General features: G+C 65.3%; 22 protein-coding genes. 12 read left to right on the forward strand and 10 right to left on the reverse strand.

Annotated elements, in window-relative coordinates:
• The first annotated feature begins 142 nt into the window (after positions 1-142).
• The 8 genes from LB533_RS24720 to LB533_RS24755 all read left to right on the forward strand — a co-directional run bounded on the left by LB533_RS24720 (position 143) and on the right by LB533_RS24755 (position 9,559).
• The gene (locus LB533_RS24720; RefSeq protein ID WP_140642799.1) at positions 143-343 is read left to right on the forward strand and encodes a hypothetical protein; all 201 of its coding nucleotides are present in this window, start codon (positions 143-145) and stop codon (positions 341-343) included.
• A 428-nt stretch (positions 344-771) separates the two neighbouring features.
• The gene (locus LB533_RS24725) at positions 772-1,644 is read left to right on the forward strand and encodes a helix-turn-helix domain-containing protein (protein WP_224556438.1); all 873 of its coding nucleotides are present in this window, start codon (positions 772-774) and stop codon (positions 1,642-1,644) included.
• A 273-nt stretch (positions 1,645-1,917) separates the two neighbouring features.
• Positions 1,918-2,337: a helix-turn-helix transcriptional regulator gene (locus LB533_RS24730; protein ID WP_224678376.1), complete on the forward strand. Its 420-nt coding sequence runs from the start codon at positions 1,918-1,920 to the stop codon at positions 2,335-2,337.
• 195 nt (positions 2,338-2,532) lie between these two features.
• Entirely contained in the window at positions 2,533-7,053 is a 4,521-nt protein-coding gene (locus LB533_RS24735; protein ID WP_140642803.1) for a YadA-like family protein, read from the forward strand.
• A 7-nt stretch (positions 7,054-7,060) separates the two neighbouring features.
• A complete protein-coding gene (locus tag LB533_RS24740; RefSeq protein WP_140642804.1) occupies positions 7,061-7,648 on the forward strand; it encodes an invasion associated locus B family protein in 588 nt (195 codons plus the stop codon).
• A 13-nt stretch (positions 7,649-7,661) separates the two neighbouring features.
• Entirely contained in the window at positions 7,662-8,348 is a 687-nt protein-coding gene (locus LB533_RS24745) for a hypothetical protein (RefSeq protein ID WP_140642805.1), read from the forward strand.
• A gap of 49 nt (positions 8,349-8,397) precedes the next feature.
• A complete protein-coding gene (locus LB533_RS24750; protein WP_140642806.1) occupies positions 8,398-8,865 on the forward strand; it encodes a DUF4189 domain-containing protein in 468 nt (155 codons plus the stop codon).
• Between the two features lie 151 nt (positions 8,866-9,016).
• Entirely contained in the window at positions 9,017-9,559 is a 543-nt protein-coding gene (locus LB533_RS24755; RefSeq protein ID WP_411908872.1) for an invasion associated locus B family protein, read from the forward strand.
• Between the two features lie 17 nt (positions 9,560-9,576).
• Here the strand turns inward: LB533_RS24755 and LB533_RS24760 are convergent, their stop codons facing one another.
• Positions 9,577-11,565 carry an ABC transporter ATP-binding protein/permease gene (locus LB533_RS24760; protein WP_224678377.1) on the reverse strand — a complete coding sequence of 663 codons (1,989 nt, stop codon included), beginning with the start codon at positions 11,563-11,565 and terminating at the stop codon, positions 9,577-9,579.
• A gap of 295 nt (positions 11,566-11,860) precedes the next feature.
• On the opposite strand from LB533_RS24760, the gene LB533_RS24765 reads away from it, so the two are divergent.
• Positions 11,861-12,301 (forward strand): hypothetical protein, encoded by a 441-nt coding sequence (locus tag LB533_RS24765; protein WP_140642809.1) that lies wholly within the window; start codon positions 11,861-11,863, stop codon positions 12,299-12,301.
• Positions 12,302-12,350: 49 nt separating this feature from the next.
• Here LB533_RS24765 and LB533_RS24770 read toward each other — a convergent pair whose 3' ends face one another.
• The 8 genes from LB533_RS24770 to LB533_RS24805 all read right to left on the reverse strand — a co-directional run bounded on the left by LB533_RS24770 (position 12,351) and on the right by LB533_RS24805 (position 21,829).
• Positions 12,351-13,331 carry an ABC transporter permease gene (locus tag LB533_RS24770; protein WP_140642810.1) on the reverse strand — a complete coding sequence of 327 codons (981 nt, stop codon included), beginning with the start codon at positions 13,329-13,331 and terminating at the stop codon, positions 12,351-12,353.
• A gap of 262 nt (positions 13,332-13,593) precedes the next feature.
• A complete protein-coding gene (locus LB533_RS24775; protein ID WP_140642812.1) occupies positions 13,594-14,568 on the reverse strand; it encodes an ABC transporter permease in 975 nt (324 codons plus the stop codon).
• The gene (locus tag LB533_RS24780) at positions 14,565-16,115 is read right to left on the reverse strand and encodes a sugar ABC transporter ATP-binding protein (RefSeq protein WP_140642814.1); all 1,551 of its coding nucleotides are present in this window, start codon (positions 16,113-16,115) and stop codon (positions 14,565-14,567) included. Before LB533_RS24780 ends, LB533_RS24775 begins: the two co-directional genes overlap by 4 nt.
• 322 nt (positions 16,116-16,437) lie before the next feature.
• Positions 16,438-17,487, reverse strand: coding sequence for an ABC transporter substrate-binding protein (locus LB533_RS24785; RefSeq protein WP_140642815.1), 1,050 nt, complete (start codon positions 17,485-17,487; stop codon positions 16,438-16,440).
• Between the two features lie 110 nt (positions 17,488-17,597).
• Positions 17,598-18,512 carry a sugar phosphate isomerase/epimerase family protein gene (locus LB533_RS24790; protein WP_140642817.1) on the reverse strand — a complete coding sequence of 305 codons (915 nt, stop codon included), beginning with the start codon at positions 18,510-18,512 and terminating at the stop codon, positions 17,598-17,600.
• A 38-nt stretch (positions 18,513-18,550) separates the two neighbouring features.
• Entirely contained in the window at positions 18,551-20,086 is a 1,536-nt protein-coding gene (locus LB533_RS24795) for a mannitol dehydrogenase family protein (RefSeq protein WP_140642819.1), read from the reverse strand.
• The gene (locus LB533_RS24800) at positions 20,083-20,865 is read right to left on the reverse strand and encodes an SDR family oxidoreductase (RefSeq protein WP_140642820.1); all 783 of its coding nucleotides are present in this window, start codon (positions 20,863-20,865) and stop codon (positions 20,083-20,085) included. The genes LB533_RS24795 and LB533_RS24800 overlap by 4 nt, the downstream gene beginning before the upstream one ends.
• A gap of 70 nt (positions 20,866-20,935) precedes the next feature.
• Entirely contained in the window at positions 20,936-21,829 is an 894-nt protein-coding gene (locus LB533_RS24805) for a MurR/RpiR family transcriptional regulator (protein ID WP_140642822.1), read from the reverse strand.
• Positions 21,830-22,202: 373 nt separating this feature from the next.
• Here LB533_RS24805 and LB533_RS24810 point away from each other — a divergent pair, with 373 nt between their 5' ends.
• The gene (locus LB533_RS24810) at positions 22,203-23,387 is read left to right on the forward strand and encodes a Gfo/Idh/MocA family protein (protein WP_224678378.1); all 1,185 of its coding nucleotides are present in this window, start codon (positions 22,203-22,205) and stop codon (positions 23,385-23,387) included.
• Positions 23,388-23,668: 281 nt separating this feature from the next.
• Positions 23,669-24,202 carry a sterol desaturase family protein gene (locus LB533_RS24815; protein WP_140642826.1) on the forward strand — a complete coding sequence of 178 codons (534 nt, stop codon included), beginning with the start codon at positions 23,669-23,671 and terminating at the stop codon, positions 24,200-24,202.
• Between the two features lie 307 nt (positions 24,203-24,509).
• Here LB533_RS24815 and LB533_RS24820 read toward each other — a convergent pair whose 3' ends face one another.
• Complete coding sequence (locus LB533_RS24820; protein WP_318012451.1) at positions 24,510-25,232, reverse strand: TetR/AcrR family transcriptional regulator; 723 nt, start codon at positions 25,230-25,232, stop codon at positions 24,510-24,512.
• Positions 25,233-25,350: 118 nt separating this feature from the next.
• Here LB533_RS24820 and LB533_RS24825 point away from each other — a divergent pair, with 118 nt between their 5' ends.
• Complete coding sequence (locus tag LB533_RS24825; RefSeq protein ID WP_224678379.1) at positions 25,351-26,022, forward strand: class I SAM-dependent methyltransferase; 672 nt, start codon at positions 25,351-25,353, stop codon at positions 26,020-26,022.
• Position 26,023: the final 1 nt, after the last annotated feature.

Genomic DNA, 26,023 nt, shown 5'->3' on the forward strand with positions numbered 1-26,023 from the left:
ATCCGGTGTTGCGCGCCCTTGGCGGCCTGGCCTGTTATGTTTAATGTTGGACTTATTGTATAAAAATAAGGTCTGGCGAATAGCACTTCGTTGGTCGGGAACGAGGAGCATTTTCGTTTGATGGCGAGGGGAGCGCCAAACGATGACGTTCAACTTCGATGGACCTCCAGTGGATGAGTCCGAGGCTGACATCCCGCTTGCCTGCCAGCGCCAATTGTTGCCTCTCGTAGGCGAAATCGTCGAGGCGGCTGTCGCGGCCGGCTGGGACAAGGATGATGTGCTTCTGGCTTTTGTGGAACTCGCGTGGGATCTTTACGAGAAAGGTCGCGGCGACCCGCAATAGACGGCCGTGAACGGCTGGCTCCGCGCCGTTCCGTTGCGTGCCACTGATGCCGAACAACGCTGTCGAACCACGGGGCCGACACAGCCTCGCATGTGAACTCTTCCTTCGTGACCGATGCGTTGCCGGCTTCCGCCTGGGGCGACGAAACCGTAAGCGAAGAACCGTCAAGGCTCTTCGCTATTGACGGTAGAAATGCTGCTGAACTTCCTTCGACGGTCAATTCTTCTTTCTTATCTCGAATAAAGAATTTTCTTTGCGCGTGGAAGTTCTTTCTAATTCGAGGCGTGTGCGTTACGTTGATTCCGGGTTAGGGGAAGGGGATACCAAGCGGCGATAAGCCGGCTGAGGCGACACGTATGAAACATGCGGACCGGGCTCGGGAAAGCGGCGATTCCCGGGGCGTCGATCAAGAGCGGACAGCTCGATACGTGCTAGACATCATTCCGGAAAGTGCTGGTCCCAGAAGAGCCACCGCCCGCGGCAGCGTCATCTATTCCGTCCGCAGTCCTGGATCCCAGAAATTCCTGGCCAGGGAGCATTCCACGGGAATTGTGCTGAGGCCGGCACGCAAACTGAGAGCCTCGCTCGGCAGTGACAGGATCACGCAGTACGATGCGCCGGTCGGCTGTCTCGTCATCAACCCAGCGGGAATCGACAGCACGCTGGCCTGGTCGCAGACCAGGGAGAACGCCGTCGTTTCCATCTCTCCCGAGGCGCTGTCCGAGCTGGCGACCCATGAGTTCGACCTCCCGGAGGTGGAGCTCGAGCCGCCTGCATTCGGCACCGTTGACCTGAGGGCGCTCAACATAGCCCAGATGATTACTGCCGAATTGACCGACAGGCTGCCGCCGAACGAGCTTTATCTGGACTCGCTGCTGACGGTGTTCGGGATACATCTGCTGCGCAGTTACACGGGTCGCAAGAGGCGGGCCGCGTCGCCGAGAGGCGGGCTCTCCGCCGTTGGCGCCCGACGCGTGCGAGAGTATCTCGACCAGAACTTCGCGCGGAAAGTCATGGTCGCCGAGCTCGCGTCGGTCGCGGGGGTCTCGCCAAATCATTTCATAGCAAGGTTCGCCAGGACATTCGGCATGCCGCCGCATCGGTATCTGATCAACCTGCGGCTCGACCTCGCGGAAAAGCTGCTGGCCGGCGGAGGGTTGCCCATTGCCGAAGTCGCCTACCTTGCCGGATTTTCGGATCAGAGCCATCTGGCCGCGACCATGAAGAGATACAGGGGAAGGACGCCAGGCGGACTGGTGGCGCTTTCCGCAAGAATTGAAAGCCCGACCATGGCAAAGTAGCAACACCTGCCGGCCGGCGATCCAAGACCGGAATTTCCTACAAGGCTTCCGGAGTTTTTCAAAATACGTCCGTCACCACCTGTGCCCCAAGCTTTGCTGGAGTCATTTGGAATGCCATTCAGTTTGCGTATTGTTTGCCGACCGGCCGGATCGATCACATGAGCGGGGCTGGCGATGCGGGCCCGCTTCGATCAATCACGAATTGTTTTTCAGGGGAACGGGGAGGGAGGCCTCGGGTTGAAGTTCATCTGGGAAATATCGGGAGGCCGAAAAATGCCGGGCGATGATGGTCCCCCCGGAGCGGTTTCCGGAACCAATCCGGCGCGGCAGCCGCTGCTCGACGTGAAGGGCGGGCTTTCCGTCCGCAGCGCGCGCAAGGTGCAGGAGTTCCTGAACGAGAACTTCTCGCGCAAGCTGGCGCTTGCCGAAATGGCCGCCGTCTGCGGTTTTTCATCCTATCACTTCGTGCGCGCCTTCTCCAAGACGTTCGGCATGCCGCCGCATCAATATGTGCTCGACCTCAGGCTGGATTTCGCGGAACGGCTGCTTGCCGACAGCCACATGACCATCGCCGACATCGCCCATCTCAGCGGTTTTTCGAGCCAGAGCCACTTCACCACCATGATGAAGAAATACCGGCAGGTGACGCCTATGCAGGCGCGGCTGACCAAGTTTAACGCGAAGATTAGATGAAGCCGCTCTGTGTCATTATTTGATTTCTTTGTTTTAAAGCAGCTGCTAAGGTAACGAGCCGTTAACCTCCGCCTATATGCTCGGCTCTTTTCTCACAAGACAGCAATTTCATGAAATACCGCGAGCGGGAATCATGTCTTCCTGCCGACGAGCGGAATTCTCAGACATTTCGTGCCGGCCAGCGGAGAGGGAACCATGACCGACAACCAGATTTCGGGCGGCCAGATTTCGAACGGCTCGCTTCTTGTTCGGCGTCGTGCGGTGCATTTCGCCAGTCACTGGATCGCGAATGCCGATCCTCGCTCCCGCTCGGCCCGGCGCCGCTTGATGGCGGTGCTGCGCATGGCGCATCGTGCGCTCGGCATGGGACGTAAGCGCCTGGGGCTGGGAACGCTGGGCGTCGGCGGCAGTGTGCGTTCGGCCCTGGCCTCCTCCGCCAGCCCGACCAGCATCATCGGCGGCCTGGCGGCGCTCGCCGCGCTCGGCCTCGCGACGCCGGCCCAGGCACAATACCAGGCTGGCGGCGGTTCGGCGACAGGCGGCAACGCCGTCGCCATCGGTAACGGTGCCACGTCGAATGGCGCGAACAGCGTGGCGTTGGGCACCTCCAACAGCGCAACGGGCGATGCCACGATCGCCATCGGCTATTCGATGAGTGTCAATGGCCTCAATTCCATAGGCATAGGTGTTTTCGCGAGCGCGACCGGCGTCAACGCCCTCGCGTTAGGCGGGAACGCCCATGCCAACGGAGACGCAGCAAGCTCCATTGGCGTCAACTCGGTTGCAGCCGCGGGCGCGGCGGCCTTCGGCCTGAACGCGCGTGCCGACGGATTGGAGTCTACAGCGATCGGCTATGTCACCCGGGCGACCGGGCTGCGCGCGACGGCGCTCGGGCATGGGGCAACAGCATCCGGAGTGGATTCGCTTGCCCAAGGTAGCAGCGCCGTCGCAAGCAACCAGAATGCCATCGCCATTGGATTCCAGGCGACCGCGACCGCGATCAACGCCATCAATCTTGGCAACCGAACTGTTGCGGGAAGGGGCGCCCTTCAAGAGAGCGCCATCGCCATCGGTACTGATGTGCTGGCGTCCCAGGTTGACACCACCGCGATCGGACGCGCGAGCAAGGCAACGGGAACGGGCGCCATGGCGATGGGCGCCACGGCCAGTGCGTGGGGCAACCAGTCCATCGCGCTCGGCCTTGGTGCGATTGCAGGCGTTCAGGCCAACACGGCCTTGCCCAACAGCATCGCCATCGGCACCAATTCTACCTCTTCCGGCGCGTTCGCCACCGCGATGGGCGCTACCTCAATTGCGAGCGGCGACGCTAGTACGGCCGTCGGCAACACAGCCGCTGCCAGCGGTGCAAACGCTTCCGCATTCGGGTCTGGAGCGAATGCCGCGGGCGATAATTCTCTCGCTGCCGGCGTCAGCGCCACGGCTAGCGGAATCGGCAGCACCGCGCTCGGCATCGGCGCCGTAACCAGCGCCACGAATGCCGTCGCCATCGGCAATACGGCGAGCGCGTCCGGGGTGAACTCCATCTATCTCGGCGCGCGCACCTTTGGAGCCGGGGCCAGCGCACAGAGCGCCATCGGCATCGGCACGGATGTGTCGGCGTCCGCAACCAACGCCATCGCGGTCGGTCTCCAGTCCACTGCGAGTTCCGCCGATGCCGTCGCCATCGGCACCAGGGCGAATGCAAGCGGCGGCAAGGCCGTCGCCATCGGCGCCGACAACGTCGCTTATGGCGACGGCGCGGTCTCGATCGGCGATCCGAGCTACGCCAGCGGTACCGGCGCCTTCACCGGCGGCGCCAACAACATCGCCAACAGCGACGGCACGACGACCGCCACGGCAGCGAACATGGCGGCCGGCGCCGTCGCCATCGGCAACAACAACAAGGCGATCGGGCAAGGCTCGGTGGCGTTGGGCAACGGCTCGACAGCGGGTGCCGCCGGCCTTGCCGGCAATGTCGCGCTGGGCGACGGCGCGACGGCGGCGGCAAGCTCCGGCGACGTCGCGCTGGGCTCGGGCTCGGTGACCACCACGGCCGTCGGCACGGCCAGTGGGGTGGTCAACGGCACGACCTATGCCTTCCAGGGCATCAACCCGACCTCGACAGTCAGCATCGGGGCGCCCGGCGCGGAGCGCACGCTCACCAATCTGGCGGCGGGGCGGATCAGCGCGCTCTCGACCGATGCGATTAACGGCTCGCAACTCTTCGCCACCAACCAGGCGGTGGACGCCATCGGCACCACGCTCAACAACATCAATGTCGGAGGCGGCATCAAATATTTCCACGCCAACTCGGCCCTGCCGGACTCGCAGGCTCTTGGAGCCGATTCCGTCGCGGTCGGCCCCAATGCGGTAGCCAACAATGCCGGCGACGTGGCGATCGGCCTGAATTCGACGTCGGGCGCGACGACCAATGTCGGCGGCACGACGATCGGCGGCGTCAACTACACCTTCGCCGGCGGCACGCCGGCCGGCGCCTTTTCGGTCGGCTCGGCCGGCGCCGAACGCCAGATCCAGAATGTCGCCGCCGGACAGTTGAACGGCGGTTCGACCGATGCGGTCAACGGCTCGCAGCTCTTCGCCACCAACCAGCAGGTGACGCAGAACACGACCGACATCGCCAATATCGGCACTGGCGTGACCGATCTCGGCAACACGATCAACAACATCGCCGGCGACACCTCGACCGCCTATACCGACGCCAACGGCATCGGCATCCGCTACGCCCGCACCAACGAAGCCGGCCTGGCGCAGACCGATTCCTTCGCACAGGGCGTCGGCTCCACGGCTGTCGGCTACCAGGCGACCGCAACCGGGGACAGCGCGCTGTCGCTTGGCCGCGACACCCTGGCCAGCACCGACGGCAGCGTGGCGCTCGGCTCGGGTTCGCTCTCCGATCGCCCGATCGCTCCGGCTACCGGGCAACTGCCCGCCGGCCCGTCGAACTTCATCCAGTACAACACCACCGACAAGGCGCTGCTCGGAGCGGTGTCGGTCGGCAACGCCACTTCGTACCGCCAGATCACCAACGTGGCCGACGGCACGCAGGACCAGGACGCGGTGACGGTGCGCCAGCTCGCCGGCGCCATCGCTGCCGTATCGGCGACCTCGACCAAGTATTTCCATGCCAATTCGGTGGCTGCCGACTCGCTGGCGGTCGGCGCGGAATCGGTCGCGGTCGGTCCGACCACGGTCGTCAACGGCGATAACGGCATCGGCATCGGCAACGGCGCCGTCGTCGACCAGACAGCGCCCGGCGGAACGGCCATCGGCCAGAACGCGCATGTGATGCTGGCCGACGGCCTGGCGTTCGGCACCAATTCGCTCGCCTCCGGCATCCAGTCGGTGGCGCTCGGCGCCGGCGCCCAAAGCACCTTCATCAACAGCGTGGCGCTGGGCGCGCAGTCCATCACCTCGGTCGGCGCGCAGGCCGGCTACACGGCTTTTGCACTGACCGCCCCGCAGACCTCGGTCGGCGAAGTGTCGATCGGCGGCGCCGGGGCTGAACGCAAGCTCACCAATGTCGCGGCGGGCTCGGCCGACACCGACGGCGTCAACGTCTCGCAGCTGCGCGGCGTGTCGCAAAACGTGACCAACCTGTTCGGCGGCAGCACCACGCTCAATCCCGACGGCTCGATCACCGGTCCGACCTACACCGTCCAGGGCAACACCTACACGACTGTCTATGACGGCCTCACGGCGGTCGACAATGCCTTGACCACCATCAGCAATGGCGGCGGCATCAAGTACTTCCACGCCAATTCGTCGCTGGCCGACAGTATCGCCGGCGGGACCGACGCCGTGGCGATCGGCCCCGAAAGCGTGGCGAGCGGCAACGACAGCCTGGCCGCCGGCCATGGCTCTACGGCTACCGGGGCGGGCGCCGTCGCGCTCGGCCAGGGCGCGCAGGCCAACAACGCCAATGATGTGGCGCTCGGCTCCGGCTCGGTGACGCAGACCGCCGTCGGCACCTCCAGCACCGTCATCAACGGCAAGACCTACGCCTTTGCCGGCACCACGCCGACCGGAACAGTCAGCGTCGGCGATGCCGGCGCGGAGAGGACGATCACCAATGTCGCAGCCGGACGGATTGCCGCCGACAGCACCGACGCGATCAACGGTTCACAGCTCTTCGCCTCCAACCAGGCGATCGAGGCCCTGCAAACCGGCGTCGGAAATCTCAACCAGAATGCGGTGACCTATGACACGCAGGGCGGCGCCAAGACGAACACCATCACGCTGCAAGGCGGAGACGTCAACGCGCCGGTCGTCATCTCCAATGTCGGACCCGGCGTGGCCGGCACCGACGCGGTCAATGTCAACCAGCTGACCAAGGGCCTGGACACCGCTATCAGCACATCCAACAGCTATACCGACAAGGTGGCGGCCACGACCCTGCAACAGGCCAACGACTATACCGACCAGAAACTCGGCCAGCTCAACTCCGACATCAGCGGCATCAGGGACGAAGCGCGGCAGGCCGCGGCCATCGGTCTTGCAGCTGCCTCGCTGCGCTACGATGACCGGCCCGGCAAGCTGAGCGTGGCGGTCGGCGGCGGCTTCTGGCGGGATGCGAGCGCCTTCGCCTTCGGCGCCGGCTACACCAGCGAGGACGGCCGTATCCGCGGCAATGTCTCGGGCACGGCGGCGGGCGGAAATGTCGGTGTCGGCGCCGGCCTGAGCCTCACGTTGAACTGAGGCGGGAATGAACGGGGCAACCAGCCATCATGCCCGGCTCTTCCTCCTGACCTGCCTGGCGGTTGCCGGCGGCCTTTCCCTGGCCGCCGGGCCGGCCGCCGCGCAAGCGACCGCGCCCTACAGGATCAAGCCGTCCGACGTGGTGGTGCCGCCCGAGGTGAAGATGGGCCAATACCAGCGCACCATCCGGCCCTTCGAGAACTGGACGCTGATCTGCGACGAGAACCTCAAGGCGCGCAAGAAGGTCTGCAACGTCTCGCAGGTGATCGAGGACGGGGCCGGCAAGATGGCCTTCAGCTGGTCGCTCGCCGCCACGCAGGACGGCAAGCCTTACATGATCCTGCGCACCGCGCCGAACGCGAAGAGGGACGGCCTGGTATCGGTGAAGTTCGACGGCCGCGACCCGATCGGCGTTCGCTTGAATGGCTGCAACGAAATGGTCTGCGTCGGCATGCTGCCGGTGGGGCCTATCATGCGCCAGGAGATAGTGCAGAAAGCGACGCCGGCGATTTCCTACAAGACCGTCGACGGCCAGACGATTACAGTGACCGCAACGCTCAAGGGGCTGTCCGAGGCCCTTGCGCCAGTCAAATAACCGAGGCAGCACCGTGAGCCACCAAGACCCGTTCATCTCCCCAGCGCGCGGCCCGAGCGTGGAGCCGGACCGCAAGAGGATCGTCGAGCCCGATCGCAAGAGGGTCGCCGAGCCGCAGCGGCGGTGGCCGCGCGTCCTGGGCTTCTCGCTGCTGGGGCTGGCCATGATCGGCATCGGCTTCGCTGCGGCGAACTATGCCGCGATCGCCGGCCTCGTCGGCACCCCGACGGCCGCGCAGGCCGGGACGGCGCCGCCCGCATTGCCGGACTCACCTTTCCTCGAACATGTCAAACAGGCCGGCGTTCAGGCCTGCTCGACAATCTTCCCCGTGCTCGGACAGGTCCTGACGACTGGTTCGAAATACAGCGTCAAATCCTTGTGGAACGATCAGGCCGCCGACAAGCACGCCGTGCAGGCCCTCGTCGGCATGGATTATGCGACGGAAAAATACAGCGGACCGGCCGCCGGCATGGTTTTCGCATCGCCCACCGCTTCCGGCTGCGAAGGCGCGATGGTGCGGGTGGCACCGTTCGCCAGCCCGTGTTCGGAGATCCCGTCCGTTCTTCCGCAAGGCAGCAAGATCACCGACCATCTCGGCCAGGTCGAAGTGTACGAGCTCGGCGGCAATTCGGGTGAAGCGCTTCTGCTGCCGACCGGTAATAGCTGCGTCGTGATCTCCATCGCGTCGGCGTCGAAGTGAGACACGGGATAGGCGAATGGGCGAGGGCTCCTGGAAAGGATTGCAGACCATGAAATCGCGACGTCTGGCAGTTTTGTGCATGGCCCTGCTGTGGAGCGGGCAGGTTGTCTCGGCCGACCTTGTGGCGCCGCCGGAGCCGGAGCCGAAGGAGGAAAAGGGCATCTGGGGGGCGATCGCCTATTCCAGCGTCGATACCAAGCACGGCTTCTTCTGGGGCGCCGACAAGCGCCAGGAGGCGAAGGACGCCGCGATGAAATATTGCGAGAACGCCGGCGGCAAGGGCTGCACTGTTGTCACGGTATTCCGCAATCACCGCCATTGGACAGACGACGACGAGACGGGCTTTCCCTACAAGCACTGCGGCGCCCTGGCTGTGGCCGAGAAGAAGCAGACCGACCGGCTGACGCCGTGGGGCGCGAACTCCGCCGAGACCCGCAAGGACGCGGAAGACCTCGCTCTGCATGCCTGCGAGGCGGCGGGAACCGAATGCAAGATCCGCGAGTGGGTCTGTACCTGAAGCGCGTCGGCCGAAACGGATTCGGGCGAGGCGCTTTGGAATTGCTTTTGCACCCTGCGTGAGGCAGATGACGGTGGCCCGCGGGTCCCGAAGATCGCACCGGTTTTCGGGGGCCATGCGCGTAAAAACCCGAAAGAGAAAGTCGCAATCGTTGTTTGACAGATTTGTTCTTCTGAAGGCGGCCGCACTCTGCGCGGCGGCCCTGGCCGCATCGAGTGCGGGTGCGCAACAGCAGCAGGCGGCCACGCTTCCAAACGGCGCGTCGTCGCTCCAGGAGACCTATCAGGACTGGAGCCTGGCCTGCACCATCCAGGACAATGCACGCGCCTGCTCGGTTTCGCAGGACCAGACGCAGAAGAACGGCCAGAGGCTGCTGGCGGTGGAGCTGCGCACGGGGCCGAAGGCTGGATTGACCGGAACCCTGCTTCTGCCGTTCGGCATCCTGTTCGACCCAGGCGTGACGATCCAGATCGACGACCAGCCGCCCCTCGGCCAGTTGCGGTTCCGTACCTGCCTGCCGAACGGATGCGTGGCGCAGTTTCCGATCGACCGGGCGCTGGCGCAGAAGCTGAAGGCGGGCGGGGTCTTGACGCTCAACGTCATCACCGACGCCGAGACCAAGCTCAGCTTCCCCGTCTCTCTGAAAGGCCTCGGCGCCGCCCTCGATCGCGTCGCGGGGCTGAGCGGGCGCTGAGGAGGGACGAAGTCGGTTTAGTCCAGATCACGCGGCCTCTGGACCGGAGTGCCGGAGCCCCACAGGGCGCGCCCGAGCAAGTTCCGTCTGCCCTTGCGCGGGCCAAGATCGATATCGCTGACAAGCTTCGCGCCGCCCTCGCGCCGCTCCAGCGTGATCTTGCGGCTGTGGAAGGCCTCCAACTCGGCGCGATGCGCGACGCTTATGATCGTCACCTTCGGCAGTTCATGGATGACGGTCTCCATCATCTTGTCCTGGCTCTTCTCGTCGAGGGCCGACGTCGCTTCATCCAGCACGATGATGTCGGGATGGTGCAGCAGGAGGCGCGCGAATGCGAGGCGCTGCTTTTCGCCACCCGACAAGGTCTGGTCCCAAGGCGCGTCTTCCTCGATCCTGCCGGTCAGGTAGTCGAGCCCCACCTTGTCGAGGGCGGCGTTGATCTTCTTCAGCGTCCAGTTGTCGGCGGCGGCCGGATAGGCGACTGCGCGCCGCAGCGTCCCGGAAGGGATGTAGGGACGTTGCGGCAACATGAACAGCCGCCTGCCGGGGTGGAAATCGACGCTGCCGCCACCCCACGGCCACAGACCCGCGACGGCTCGCACCAGCGTGCTCTTGCCGGAACCGGATTCGCCTGATACCAGCACCCGCTCGCCGGGCTCGACCACGACCTCGGTTTCCTTGACCACGCCGGTGCCGTCGTCCAGCGACACCGAGAGATTGTCCAGGCTGAGCATCGCACCGTCTTCGGTTTCGCCGTGCTTGATGCGTCCCAGCGCATCGCTCTGCTCGGCGCGCTCCAGCCCGTCGAGCGACATCATCAGCGAGGCGATACGCCGTGCCGAGGCGTTCCAATCGGCGAGACGCGGGTAGTTGTCGACCAGCCACCCGAACGCGCCCTGCACGATGGCAAAGGCGGAGGCAGCCTGCATGACCTGTCCAAGGGTCATGCTGCCTTCGAGAAATTTTGGAGCGCAAAGCAGGATCGGCACGACCGGCGCAAACAGGCTCGACCCCTGCGACACCAGCGCGGTGCGCATGTGCTGGCCTGTCAGCAGCGCCCATTGCCGGAGCACCGTGCCGAACGTCTTGTCGATGCCGCTGCGCTCCTCCTCCTCGCCGCCGAGCAAAGCGATGCTCTCGCCGTTTTCGCGCACGCGCGTCAGCGTGTAGCGGAAATCGGCTTCCGCCTGGTTCTTCTGCTCGGAGAGCCGCACGAAATGGCGGCCAATGACCACCATCGAGGTGGAGGTGATGGCGGCATAGATCACCGCGGTGACAACGAGGAAGCCGGGAATGGTGACGCTCGCACTTCCGATAGGCAAAGTCAGCGCCCCGCCGATCGTCCACAGCACCAGGATGAAGGTCGAGGCCGACAGAAACGCGTTGATCACACCGGAAATGAAATCGACGGGCGATTCCGTGGCAATCCGCAAATCCTCCGCGATTCGGGCCTCGGGGTTCGTGTGGTCGCCGCCCACGAGGTTCAGTTGATAGTAGCGGCCGCCTGCGAGCCAGCGCGCGATGGTCGCCGTGGTGAGCCAGGAACGCCAGCGGCGCTGGATCGTCATGCGGAGATAGACCTGTGTAACGACAAGGCTTGCGCTTCCGACCACGAGCGGCGGGAATACGGCGCTGAGCACATAGACGGTGTGGGCGTCGCGTTTCTCGATGGCGTCGAAGATAGAGCGGTTCCAGATGTTGATCCCATACTGGAAGCCGACATTGATGCATATCAGCATCAAGAGCCCGATCGTGAACGGCCAGGCCAACTTGTCGCCGCGCCGGCTCCAGTAGCCGCGCGCGCTGATCCAGAAGCGCCTCAGCAGGTAGCGCTTGCGCGCCTGCTCGGCCGCCTCCGGCGTCAGTTCCGGACCGGGTTCGATGGCGCCGGGCGGCGGCGCGGCCTCGCCGACGACCTCGGACGCAGCTTCGACAGTCGAGGCCTTCTCCTGGCGGCGCGACTTCTCTGCCTTGCGCCGTTTGGCGCCGTCGATCGATTTCGCCATGAGTTTAGCCTCGGATGTAACGGCGACAACGGCCTAAAAATCAAAAGGTTTCACCAGGCCCGCTTCAGACGGCGCCATGGCTCTTCCCGTGCTCCCATGCTCAATCCGCGATGCCGCCAGCAGCCGCTGGACAATTCGCCAGCCGCCGGGCCCGTTTCGCGACGGTCTCCTCGCAGCCGGAGCGAGACGGTGTACTTGGAACCAATGATGGGCGAGACTGTTTAGCCATGAACTTCGATGCGACGCCGACGTCCCGGCCCGGCCGGTAGGCGGCAATCTTGAGGAGCGCTTCGTCATGAATATTTCGTCCAGATTTCGTTCAGTCGCGATTGCCGTCATCACCGCCGCGGGCGTTGGCTTTGCCAGTGCCGCGCAGGCCGACACCGGAACGATCCGCTTCTCCATCTACAAGGCGGCTTTCTTCGTCGGTGGCTCCGGAGGCGAGGGCACGCTGACCTTCCACGGCCGCCGATATCCGATCTCGGTCGGCGGCATCTCGGGCGGCCTCGCCTTCGGTGCCTCCAAGACCTATTTCCGGGGCACTGTGCGTCATATCAAGCGCGCCCGGGACGTGACGGGGGTCTATGGCGCGGCCGGCGGCGGCGGCGCGCTCGGCAAGGGCGCCCAGGTGATCGTCATGACCAACGACAAGGGCGCCCAGCTCGAGCTCACGGGCAGGCAGGTAGGGCTGCAAGTCAACGCCGATCTCAGCGGCATGAGCATCACGGTGAAGTGAGCCCCGTCACTGCGTTAGCCTTTTCGAGGGATGGGCCGGCGGCCCCTCCCTACCGCTCCTCCACGATCCTCAGATAGGCCGCGGTCACGAACAGCACGATCAGGCCGAACAGGATCCTTCTTGCCCCCTCCGGCATCTGTAAAATCGTCAGCAGCGTCGTCAGCACGGTCAGGATCAGCGCACCGATGATGGTGCCGGCATAGCCGCCGCGGCCGCCGAAGATGGAGGTGCCGCCGATGACGGCGGCGGCCACGGAGGGCAGCACGAGCGGTTCGGCAAGGGACAGGGAAGGTGCCTTGATCAAGCCGATATAGAGCAGGCCGGTGATGCCGGCGAGCAGGCTGGAGAGAACGTAGAGCGCGGTGATGACCTGCCAGTAGCGCACGCCGGAAAGGCGGGTCGCGCGCTCATTGTCGCCGACGGCATAGAGCAGGCGGCCGAAGCCGGTGCGGTTGAGGCCGAAGACGATCAGCACCGCGACGGGGACGAACAGAAGCAGCGCGTTGGGAAACCCTGCGGTCACGCCGGTGCCGAGCCAGGCGAGGAAATCGGGGATCTTGGCGCCCGAGGCGATCACCGTGCGTTGATAGACCTGCAGGAAGCCGGTGCCGATCAGGCTGGTGCCCAGCGTCATGATCAGCGGGTGGACGCGGAAGACGCCGACGCCGATGCCGTTGACCAGGCCGATCAGCACCGCCGGCATCATCGCCAGGAGGAAGGCCACGGCCGGGTCCTGGTTGACGGCTTGCGTAGCCATGATGAAGGCGCTCATCGTCGCCACCGTGCCGACCGAAAGGTCTATGCCGCCGGTCAGCATCGTCATGGTCTGGCAGCCGGCAAGGATCGCCAAGGGGATGGCGAATTTGACGGTGTTGGCGATCCAGCGCTCGTTGACGATGCCGGGGCGCAGGATCTGCAAGATCACAACCAGGATGACCAGCAGGATGATCAGCGGGATCAGCGGCCGGTCGGCCATGAAGCGTTTGACGCGGCGGCCGAGGGGGACAGGGGTGATCGCGGTGGTGCTCATGAGGTGGCTCGTGCTTGGGTTGGGCCGGTGCCGAGGCTGGGGAGGAATGGCGCTCTACGGCGCGCCCCTCTGGCCTGCCGGACATCTCCCCCACGAGGGGGGAGATTGGCTGTCATCGCGGCTTTCGCCAATCTCCGACGTTGCAGAAATGAGAGGGGCGCCGAAACTGCCAATCTCCCCCCTTGTGGGGGAGATGTCCGGCAGGACAGAGGGGGGCGCGAAGGAACGCTAACATCCAGCTCCGTCAGCCTCACGGCACCACTCACGACTGCCGCCCCCGCATCGTAATAAACGCGCCGAACATCACCACGGCGACCATGATCAAACCCTCGATGATGGCGGTGACGTTGGGGTCGATGGCAAGCAGGGTGAGGTCGGTGCGCACCAGGCGCAGCACGAAGACGGCGACGATGGGGCCGAGCAGGCCGCCCTTGCCACCGCCCAGCGCCACGCCGCCCAGCACCACGGCCGCGACGCTGGCGAGCAGATAGGGGCCGGGAATGGGCGCGCCGATGCCGGTGCTCATGGTCAGCGCCAGGCCGCCCATGGCCGCGAACAGGCCCGACAGCGCATAGGCGATGATGCGGGTGCGCTTGACCGGCACGCCGCTGCGGAACGCTGCCAGCTCACTCGAGCCGATGGCGTAGATAGACAGGCCGAGGCGCGAGCGCCTCAGCGGTATCCAGACGATACAGAGACAGATGATCAGCACCAGCAGCGCCTTCGGCAGCCAGGCGTCGATGCTCTGCGGCAGGCCCGGTATCGGCACGGTGCCTGAAATCATCGCCTTCAGCCATTCGGCGGCGGCGCCGCCCGGCGCGCCAAGCACCAGAAGGGCCGCCCCTTGCAGCACGAACAGCATGGCGAGCGTCACCACGATGTCGGGGACGCGGGTGACGACAATGAGCAGGCCGTTGAGTGCGCCAAGCACAAAACCCATGGCCAGCACGAAAGGCACCACGAACAGCGCGTATTCTTCCGAGGCGCCGGCCATCATCGAGGCGGCAGTGACGCTGGTCAGCGCCATCATGGCGGCGACCGACAGATCGATGCCGCCGGCGATGACGACGACGGTCTGCGCGGCCACGGCAAAGGCGTAGGGCAAGACGGCCCGCGCCAGCGAGCCGAAATCGCCGCTGCCATAGCCAGGCTGGATCAGCTTGGTGACGACGAACAGCACGATGAGGAGGCCGAACAGGCCGGCGACCCAGCCCTGGCGGCGCAGGAGATGGCTCATGGCGTCGCCTCCGGTGCATCGGGGGCATTTGCTGTGGGGTCCGCCAAGATGCCGACATCGGCCTTGGCGCCGCGCCGCAGGCCGTAGGCGGCGCGCATCAGTGCCGGCTCGTCCGCCTCCTCGACCGGGAAGATATCGACGACGCGGCCGCCGAAGATGACGATGACGCGATCGCAGACGCGCTGCACCTCTTCGAGTTCCGAGGTGTAGAACAGCACCGACTTGCCGTGGCCGGCGAGCTCACGCAGCAATTTATAGATTTCCTGCTTGGTGCCGACATCGATGCCGCGCGTCGGGTCGAAGCACAGGATGGTGCGGGCATCCGCCGCGATCCAGCGGGCGATGGTCACTTTCTGCTGGTTGCCGCCGGACAGGCGCTGCACCTCGCCTTGTGCTCGGGTGTCGATCTGGAGGCGCGCGATGGCGCTCGCCACCGTGGCGCGCTCCTTGCGCATGGCGATCGGCCCCCAGTTGCGCAAGGCGGCGCTGAAGGGCAGCGCGATGTTCTCGCGCACCGAGCGCTGCATGGCGAGGGCTTCGGAGCGGTCGCCCGGCACATAGGCGATGCCGGCGCGGATGGCGTCGATCGGATGGGTGAATTTCGCCGGCTGGGCGTCGACCTCGATGGTGCCGCCGGACGGTTTGATCGAGCCGGCAAGGGCGGCGAACAATTCATCTTGGCCCTGGCCTTCGAGCGCGACGACGCCGGCGACCTCGCCATCGGCGAGATCGAAGGAGACGTCGTTGAGCTTGGTGCCGACGCGCAGATTGCGCACGGCGAGACGCGGGCGGGCAGGGGCCGACGTGGCGGCCTGGCCGGCGGCGCGTGCGGCCATCTTGGTCTTCTCGATGCGGGCGCCGAGCATCAGCTCGACGATCTTTTCCTCCACGCCGGGCTCGATGTCGAGAACGCCGACGGTCGCGCCGTCGCGCAGCACGGTGGCGCGGTCGCAGAGCGCCGAGATCTCGACGAAACGGTGCGAGATGAAGATCACGGCGCGGCCGCTGTCGCCCTGGCGACGCACGACTTCCAGCACCTTTTCGGCAAGATTGGCGGGGAGCGCCGCGGTCATCTCGTCGAGCAGCAGCACGTCGGGCTCGACGGCGAGCGCCCGCGCCAGGTCGAGCACGCGCAGCACCGCCAGCGGAATGTCGCGCGCGGTGTCGCGCAGGTCGAGGTCTGATATGCCGAGTTCGCGCACCCAGGCACGGAACGGCTCGACGGGCGTACCGGTCAGCCGCAGATTGGACAGTATGTCTAGATCGGGGATCAGCGACGGTTCCTGGTAGACCGGCAAAAGGCCAGCGCGGCGCGCGGCGGCGGGCGAGCGAATGTCGCGCGCCTCGCCACGGATCAGGACGCGCCCGGCCGAGGCAGGAACCGCGCCGGTCAGGATCTTCACCAGCGTTGACTTGCCGGCGCCATTGGCGCCCATCAGGGCATGCACCTCACCCGGCAGCACGGACAGCGACGCGTCGCGCAGCGCGGCAACCGCGCCGTAATTCTTGGCGACGCCGGAGGCGTCGAGGAGGGGGCTTTTCGGCAACGGGTTTGATGTCAAAACGTGTTGTTCTCGGGTGAATCTGTTCAAGAATTTTATAGAGCCGATAATTCGGGTGAGTTGGCGCTCTACGGCGCCCCCCTCTGTCCTGCCGGACATCTCCCCTCAAGGGGAGAGATTGGCAGTTCCGGCGGCGGCCTTCCCTTCTCTTGTGGGAGAAGGTGGCCTGGCGAAGCGAGGTCGGATGAGGGGTGCTCCAGGGAACGCTAACGTCTCACTGCGCTGGAACACCCCTCATCCGTCTCGGCGCTGCGCGCCGATCCACCTTCTCCCACAAGGGAGAAGGAAGAAGGGCGTCTCGTCCAGCTTACTCGCCCGGGCCCTTACAGGCCACGATCTGCTCCTTGGTGTACGTCGTCCAGTCCGGGATCGAGATCGAGACCGGCCATTCCGGGCTGAGCGACGGATCGGCGGCGGCTTTCAGCTTGGCCTTGCCTTCCTCGGTGGCGTTTTCCCAGAGCTGCGGCTCGACCAGAACGGTCTGCTGCGCCGGCTTCTTGCCGTCGAGGATCTGGAGCGCGAGCGTCACGCCGGCGCCGCCGATCGAGCCGGGATTGGTCACGGCTGCCCCGACGAGGTCCTTGACCGAATTCAGCTGGCCGACGAAACCGGCATTGTCGGCGCCGACGACCGGCACCATCGGCGCCTGCGATTCCACCAGCGCGTCGACGATGACGTTGTCGATGCCCGAGGTCCACACGCCGTTGAAGGGCGTGCCGGTGGCGAGGAAGGACAGCATCTGCTGCTTGGCCTGGTCCTGCTGCCAGCCGGTGAACACTTCCTGTGCGACCTTCACGTCGGGGAATTCGGCCAGCGCCTTCTTGAAGCCCTTGTCGCGGTCGCTGTCGGCCGAGGCGCCGGCGGCGCCGCGCATGTAAAACACCTCACCCTTGCCGCCCATCTGCTGGAACAGCCATTTGGCGCCGAGATAGGCATATTGTTCCTGGTTGTTGGAGATGATGTAGGCCGAGGGTTCGGTGACCGCCTGGTCGACGGCGACGACAACGATGCCGGCCTTGGTGGCTTCCTCCAGCCCCGCCTTGATGCCGGCGGGATCAGCCGGATTGACGACGATGGCGTCGACCTTGGCGCTGATAAGGTTGCGGATGTCCTCGAGCTGCCCGGCGGCGTCGGTGTTGCGGTGGGCGATGTTGAGCTTGGTCACTTCGCCGGAGGCCAGCGCCTGCGCCTTCATGGCGCAGACCATCTCCTCGCGCCAGCCATTGCCCTGCACGGTGTTGGAGATGCCGATCGTGTATTTGCCCTCGGCGGACGAGGCGCCCATCGAGGCCAGCAAGGCAGCGCCGGCAAGGAGTGGAACAATGGGCAGCGGCGCCATGGTCAGGTATTTCTTCATTTCAGATTTCCTCCACTTTGATTTTCATTTCAATTCCAAGTCGTTACACCGCGCCGCGCAGAAAGAGATTCAGGTGGCGTAATTCAAGTTTCCGTTTCAGTTTTCCGCCGTCATTTCACGAAAGGTCGCAACACGTCCCGCGCGAGCAGGAAACCGCGCTTGACCTTATCGTCGCTGCCCTCGAACCACCGGTCCTCGTGCTCGATGATGATCGGGCCGTCATAGCCGGCACGGTAAAGGCCGGAGAAGAAGCCGTTCCAGCCGACATCGCCCAGCCCCGGCATGCGCGGCACCTGCCAGCCTATGCCAGACGAAAGGATTCCGCGCTCGTACAAACCATCATGATCGATCATCAGGTCCTTGGCGTGGACATGCAGCATGTAGGGGCCGAATTCCCTGATGAAGCGGGCCTGGTCGATCATCTGCCAGACAAGGTGCGAAGGATCGAAATTCATGCCGACATCGCCGCCCCAGGTTTCGAGAATGCGGCGCCAAACCAGCGGCGAATAGGCGATGTTGTGGCCGCCCGGCCATTCGTCATAGCTGAAGATCATCGGGCAGTTCTCGAAAGCGAGCTTGACGCCGTGGTCGCGCGCATGGGCGACGATGTCGGGCCAGACCTCGAGCGCGTGCTGCCAGTTGACGTCGACGGTCTTCGAGGCATCACCGCCGCAGAAGGTGTTGACCAAGGGCACGCCCATATTCGCGGCCAGCACGATCACCTGCTTCAGGTGGTCGATCACCGTCTTGCGGTGGGCGGCATCGGGATGCAGCGGGTTGGGATAGTAGCCGAGACCGGAAATGGTCAGCCCCTTGCCGGCAAGGTTTGCCGCGATGTCCCTGGCTTGCGCCGGCGAGGTCGCGGCGGCGTCGATATGGCTTGTACCGGCATAGCGGCGGGTGGCGCCCGAGGCTTTCGGCCAGCAGGCGATTTCCAGCGCCTCGAAGCCGGCCGAGCTTGCCCAGTCGGCGACCGCGTCGAGCGGCGTCTCCGCGAACGGTGCGGTGAGCAGTCCAAGCCTCATAGTGCCTCCCCTGGTCGTGAATTCACGACCGATTCCTACTATGCAGATCGTGCCGGCTGCTTCAACCGCTCATCTGCCGGTTGCGCGCATGCATGCCTGACGGTTGCCATCGGATCGTCCGACAACAGCCCGTCGAGCGCCGATGTGACGGCCTTGCGAAACATGTCGTTGGCCGCGAGGGCGGGATCGAAGATGGCGTCGATCGCCAGGATGCCCGCGGCCAGCGCCGGGACGTCACGTCCGCTTGCCTCCGCTATGCCAGCAATCTTGCCGGCATAGGGGTCCGACACCGGCCAGCGCCGGCCGAACCGGGATGAAGCCTGGATCAGATAGGCCATCCAGCCGGCGACGGACACCGACAGCAGCGCAATGCTTTTTTCCTCGCGCAGCCGATCACGGATCGGGTTGAGCAGGCGCTGCACGATCTTTTGCGAGCCGTCGGTGGCGATCTGGTGATTGCGGTGGCGGATCGCGGTATTCTGCAGACGGCCAAGGCTCTGCTCGACATAGGCTGACGGGTCCATGCCCGGCACCGGCTTCAACGTTGGCAGCGTCTCCTCGACGAGCATGCGGCGCACGAAGGCTGACAGCAGCGGGTCCGCAATCGCGTCGAAAGTGTGTTCGAGGCCGGCCAGCACGCCGAGATAGCTGAGCGTCGTCTGAGCGCCGTTCAGCACACGCATCTTGAGATGCTCGAATGGCGTGACGTCGTCGACGAAGGTTGCCCCCACCAGGTCCCAGTGCGGCGCGCACCCTGCGAATTTCTGTTCGATCACCCATTGCCGGAACGGCTCACCGGCGACGACGGCTCCATCGCGGTAGCCGAAAAGCTGCTCGACACCGTCGAGATCGGCCTGCGTGCTCGCGGGCACGATGCGGTCGACCATGGCGCAGGGGAAGGCGGCATTGGCCGCGATCCAGCCGGCAAGGCCGTTGCCGCGCCGTTCGGCAAAAGTCCGCACGACATTTTCCAGGATGGTGCCGTTCGCCGGGATGTTGTCGCAGGAGAGCAGCGTCAGCGGCCGGCCGTGCGCGGCCATGCGTTGCTCCAGCGCCCGCGCCAGAATGCCGGGCACGCTGCGCGGCGTCAGCGGGTTTGCGAGATCGTGGACGATGTCGGGATGGTCGAGGTCGAGCGCGCCGCTGGCCGGTATATGGCAGTAGCCCTTTTCGGTCACGGTCAGCGTCACGAATTCGATGTCCGGGGAGGAGAGCACTTCGAGCGCGGGCATGGCGCTCGCCTGGCTGTCGACAACGCGCACGATGCTGCCGATGACGCGGGCCTCGACACGGGAATCCTGGCGGATGAGCCTGGTGTAGAGCCCGTCCTGACGGCCGAGCGTATCGGCGAGCGCCGGCGGACGGATGTTGATGCCGACCACGCCCCAGCGGCCGAAGCTCCGCGCCAGGAGGTCGTCGGTGTATTCGGCCTGGTGGCAGCGGTGGAAGGCACCGACGCCGAGGTGCGCCATGCCTGCCTGGAGCAAGGCACGGTCGTAGTCGGGCTTTTGCACCGTCGCCGGCAGGCGGCCGAGCAAGGCCGGACCGAGCGTCTCGGGCGCGGCTGTGCTCACCGGTTGGCTCCAATCACCCACTGTTCCTGGTCGATCAGCGCGCCGGTCATCGGTCCCGCAGCGTCGGAGAGAAGGAAGACGGCGAGCCTGGCCACATCCTCCGCCGAGAACAGCCGGCCGAAGGGCTGCGCGGCGTTGGCGGCATCGAGCCAGCCGGCGCCGTGGCCGAGCGTCTCGGCCTGCATGACGCGCTCGGCGGGCGTATCGGTCCAGCCGACATTGATGCCGTTGACGCGGATGCGGTCGAAGCGGTGGGCGTTGGCAGCGTTCCTGGTCAGTGTCGCCAGCGCGCCCTTGGTGGCGGAATAGACGGCGAGCTCGGGCGAGCCGCAATGGGCATTGATCGACAGGATGTTGACGATCGCGCCGCCCTGGCCCCGCTTCCGCATGTCGGCAATCGCCGCCTGCATGAGGAAGAAAGGGGCGCGGGCATTGACGGCAAACAGCGAGGCCCAGTCGTCGGGGGTCGCATCGAGGAAGGAGGCCCGGTCGGTCAGGCCGGCAGCGTTGACCAGGCCGTCGATGCCACCGAAGTGGTCGATGCAGGCCTGCGCCACAAGGGCAGGGGCTTGCGGATCGGCGAGATCGGCGGCAACGAAGGCGGTGGGCGTGCCCATGGCCGACAAGTCCGCCGCCACCGCATCGCCGCGCTTCGCATCGCGGCCGGTGATCAGCAGGCCGCCGGCGCCGGCACGCGCCAGCGTTTCGGCGACCGCCCGGCCGATGCCTTGCGTCGCGCCGGTGACCAGCACCATCTTGCCGTCGAGCTGAAGCTCCATTCCTCCTCCCGGAACAAAGTTTCTATTTCTGGAAATATGGAATGTCAGTTCCCGTTAGTCAATCGCGCAATCATTCTGCCCGTTGGGCCACGACGCCATGGACCAAAGCCATGCCGACGGCGAGCGACGCCGCCAGCGAGCGGAAGCCTGCGAAGTCCTGTTCCACCACTTCCAGCCAGGTGTCCGAGAACTTGACCAGCGGAGAAAAAGTGCTGTCGGTGATGGTGACGATCCGCGCGCGCCGCTCATGGGCGACCGCGACGAGGTCGGGCGTGATCGAATTGTAGGGGCTGAAGGAGACCGCTAACACCACATCGCGTCTGTCGATGCAGCCGACCTGGTCGAGCGCGGTGGAGCCGACATTGTCGACCAGCACATTGCGCACGCCTTGCTGCGACAACGTCAGCGAGAGATAGCTGGTGACGGGAAAGGCGCGCTTGGAGCCGATGACGTAGATCAGCTCGGCGGCCGAAAGCAGCGCCACCATTTTCTCGAAGCTCTCGATATCGAAGCCGGCTTCGATGCGGCCGAGCGAGGCCTGCGAGGCGCCGACCAGGCCGCGCAGGAAATGCAGATCGGCATTGGCTTCGGGCGCCGTGCGTTCCTGGCCGCGCCCTTCCGGCCACGACGCCTTGACATGGTCCTTGAACAAGCCCTGGAAATCGGAAAAGCCGGCATAGCCGAAGATCTGGGCGAAGCGCACCAGCGTCGAAGGCTGCACGCCCGCTTGCGCGGCCACCTGCGCGATGGTGCCGAGCGCGACGTCGCTCGGATGCTGCCAGAGGAAGATGGCGACCTGGCGCAGCCGCTTGGGGAAATGCACCGTGCCGGAGGACAGCACCGCGCGCAATTCCTCATAGGTCCGCGGCTGGATGTAGCCGAGCGTCGCCAGCGAGCGCCCGCGCTTGCGGGTCGCCGCTTCGTCGGCAACCGGCGGTCCGGATGATTTGCGCGCCCCGCTCATGATTTCAGGCTAGCGCGATACGATCGTTTTACAATATGGAAATTGGAAATCGTGTTCGATTGAAGGGGCCGGTGGAGTGATAACGGTTGGAGAGCTGCGGCTGGCGCTATGGATTGTTCGCTGCGACGGTAGACGATTGGCCGGAGCCTCCGCCACTTCGTCATCCCAGGGCGAAGCAGCCGCGCAGCGGCGTCGCGGAGACCCTGGGATCCATGCCGCGACATCCATCGAAGGGATGCAGCGGAGCAAAATTCTGTACCGTGGCAGCGCTTTGAGATCACGGAATGGATCCTATGGTCTTCGCCGCGTCGCTTCGCTCCTTGCTTCGCCATAGGATGACGACGCGACAAGTGATCCGCCAGGAGGAGAAAACATGGTCTACGCAACATCGGATGGATCGGCGGGCAGGCGTTTGCGGGTCGGCATGGTAGGGGGCGGGCAGGGCGCTTTCATCGGCGCGGTGCACCGGCTGGCCATGCGGCTCGACGACCAGATCGCGCTGGTGGCCGGGGCGCTGTCGTCCAATCCGGAGAACGCCGCCGCCTCGGCCGCCGAGATCGGCATCGCGCCGGAGCGCAGCTATGCCGATTACCGCGCCATGGCAAAGGCGGAGGCGGCGCGCCCGGACGGCATCGAGGCGGTCGTCATCGTCACGCCCAACCACCTGCACGCGCCGGTCGCGACAGCCTTTCTCGAAGCCGGCATTGATGTGATCTGCGACAAGCCGCTGTCGACGACGCTGGGCGAGGCGCAAGCCCTGGTGGCGCTGGCGCGGGAGAAAAATCGCCGCTTCGTCGTCACCCTCAACAACACCGGCTACGCCATGGTGCGCCAGGCGCGCGAGATGGTCGCGGCGGGCGAGCTCGGCCGCATCGTCTCCGTGCACGGCGCCTATATCCAGGACTGGCTGACCAGGCCGATCGACGCCGACGGCCAGAAGCAGGCGGAATGGCGCACCGACCCGGCGCGCGCCGGACAATCGGCCGTGCTGGCCGATATCGGCGTGCATGCGTTCAACCTGGCGAGTTTCATCAGCGGCCGCGAGGCCGAGACCGTGTCGGCCGACCTGTTCACCGCCGTGCCGGGACGCCGGCTCGACGACAACGCGCATGTGCTGGTGCGCTGGGCGGGCGGGGCACGCGGGACGATCCTGGCCAGCCAGACGTCGCCCGGCCACTATAATGATCTCTCCGTGCGGATCTATGGCGACAAGGCGGGACTCGAATGGTCGGGCACGCGGCCGGAAGAACTGCGCTTCTCCAGATATGGCGAGGAAACCCGCACACTGATGCGCGGCGGCCATGGCTCGACCGAGGAAAGCCGGCGCGTGTCACGCATGCCGGCCGCCCATCCCGAAGGCTATATCGAGGCCTTCGCCAATTTCTACCGCGACGCCGCCGACATCATCCGCGCGCATCGTTCGGGCGCTGCCGTCGATGCGGCTCGGGCGGCGCAGGTGCCCGATGTGGTCGACGGCGCGCGCGGCGTGAAGTTCGTGGCTGCGGCGGTGGAGTCCAACGCGGCGGGCGGGGCGTGGACAGCGGCGCGGTTCGCGTGAGGGCGTGCTCCGCATTTCCTGCACCATCGAATGTGAAGCACGCCGTCGCGGCCACGCCGACGGTGCCGCGCTGTTGACGGCGATCGAGAGACTGCGCTGCGTTCCGCCCTTTTTCAGCTCGTTGCGAGGCTGGTTTCGAGGGGCAACAGCCGGCTGACTGCTTCCAAATCGTTGCCGCCGACCTTGCGCGAGGTGATTGCGACGCTATGTCAGGCGCATCCGCGTTGCTCCCCGCCCGCGCGTTCGGCAATCTATCGCTTCGGCGTTGAAGGCTTGCTCCGATGGAACTAGGTCTCATTGGATACTACAGCGACTTCGTTGTTTACCCGCTGGCGATCGCCGTGCTGGCGGTGGCCGGGCTTATCGAGGCCGGCGAAGAGAGCGCGCCAGGCTGGCTGGCGACAGCGCTGGCGTGCCTGTGCCTGTGGACGCTGATCGAATATGTCATGCACCGGTTCGTCCTTCACCACATTCCCTGGATCAGGGATCTGCACGCCCGCCATCATGTCGAGGAGCGCAGTCCGGTGGGCACGCCGACCTGGCTCAGCCTCGGCGTGCATGCGCTTGTCGCGTTCTTGCCCCTATGGATGATCTCGGATTTCGCGGTCGCCAGCGCGGCGAGTTGCGGGCTGATGCTGGGCTACCTCTGGTACATCAGCATCCACCACATGATCCATCACTGGCATCCCACCCATCCGAGCTATCTCTACACGCTCAAGCGCCGCCACGCGCTGCATCATCATGTCGACGAAAACGTCAATTTCGGCGTGACGTCGATATTCTGGGATCGGGTTTTCGGCACGGCGCGGCTCTGAAGCCCGTAGGCGTGCGCAGCCGTTCCTGCTCACAGCTCCTTCTGCGCCAATTCCCTGAATTCGTCGGGCACGGAGCGGGCGGCCTCCAGCGCCACGGTGCCGTAGCCGACGGCGTGCCTGCCCAAGCGCTCACGGATCCTGTCGATGGCACGATCAGCGCCGAAGCGGGCCAGCCAAGAGCGCTATCCCTTGCAAGTGCATGAGCGGACAGCGCGGCATTATCCAATTCGAGATCGGGGTCCGCAGAGCTATTTTCCGAATCTTGCCCGCTAGGCCATGTTCATCAAGTCGCGGCGCAGCTTGCCCGTCAGTCCGCGCCGCCATCCGCGGCACGCCGACCTGTCCGCGGGCGCTCGCCCACCGAGGAGGCGAGCCCGTCCAGCACCAGGCTCCGGAACATGGAATCGACCTGAGACGGCGACAGTTTCGGCTTGCGCTCGAACCACCAATTGAGGGTCGTGATGAAAGCGCCGACGATGAATTGCACGACGAAGTCGCGCGGAATGGAATCGCCGTAGAGGACAGGGGGCAGCTCTTGCCGCACCATTTCTGACAAGGCCTGGCGAATTTCGTTCTCCGCCGCGGCGCCGCCCCGCCCGCCAATCATTGTCCGGTAGTGGTCGGCGTAGCGGGCCGCGTGTTCGAACATGGTCCCGCTGAAGCTCAGCGTATCGTTCGGCACCCGGGCGCTCGCGTCCACCTGCGCTTGTGCTTCCTTGAGTTCTTCCCGAAGCCTCTGGAAACCGCTGCGCAGCAGGTCCTCCTTGCCGGTATAGTGCGCGTAGAACGTCGAGCGGCCGACATCGGCTTCGTCGATGATGTCCTGGACCAGGATGGCCTCGTAGCCCTTGCGCAGCATGAGCCTCAGCAGCGCCTCGTGAAGAGCCCTGCGCGTTCGGGCGGCCCGCCGGTCAATCCTTTGTGGCATGCTCCCTCCGTTGCCAGGTCGCACGCCTGGAACGCCTTTCCAGGCAAGCTTTTCCGAGACGGGCGCGTACGGTTTGTCCGGTAATGGATGTTCCGTCCGCATCGTCCGTCGAAATCTCGGACAGCGCGTCCATTATCATACTTATTGTTTCGAAGTTTCGCCAGTTCGGCAGACGCTGTCACGGCGTTGGCCGATCCGGGCACCGTTGAAGGAAAGGACGATGGACATGCACCATCTGCGAAGCGAAGCGCACATTGCTCGGGCCCAGGGCGCAACCGGCCCGCAAGCCGACAAGGGCATCGGCTTTCCGCGCCTCTATGACCTGTTGCTTCTCATCCTCACGCGCGGGCGGGACCGGGCCTATCGGGAAGATCTGCTCGATCTTGCCGGTTTGGCGCCGGGTTTCCAATTGCTCGATGTCGGATGCGGCACCGGCACGCAGGCGATTTCAGCCTGGCGCCGGGTGCAACCTGGTGGATCGGTGGTTGGCGTCGACGTTTCCGAAAAGATGCTTGCCGCGGCTCGTCGCAAGGCGAGCCGGGCGGGCCTCGAGATCCCGTTTCACCATTCCGATGCGGCCAAGCTGCCGTTCGAGGACGGGCGCTTCGATGTGGTTACCTTCACGACCGTGCTGCACATGGTGCCTGAGGCGAGGCGCGGCCTCTGCCTGCGCGAAGCAGCGCGTGTCCTGCCCCCGGGCGGACGGCTGTTGCTGATCGACTATGCAGGGCCGGTAAGCGAGCGCAGACATGCGTCGGCAAGGCACGGCCGGCATGGCCAGTTCGACCTGGACCACCTTCGCGGACCACTGGCGGAAGCAGGGTTCGAGCGCATCGAAGGCGGCCCGCTCAACTGGCTCGGCCTGCATTTCCTGCGCGCCATCAGAGTGTGAA

Source organism: Mesorhizobium sp. BR1-1-13 (genome assembly GCF_020165515.1).
In the GTDB taxonomy this organism is placed as follows: domain Bacteria; phylum Pseudomonadota; class Alphaproteobacteria; order Rhizobiales; family Rhizobiaceae; genus Mesorhizobium.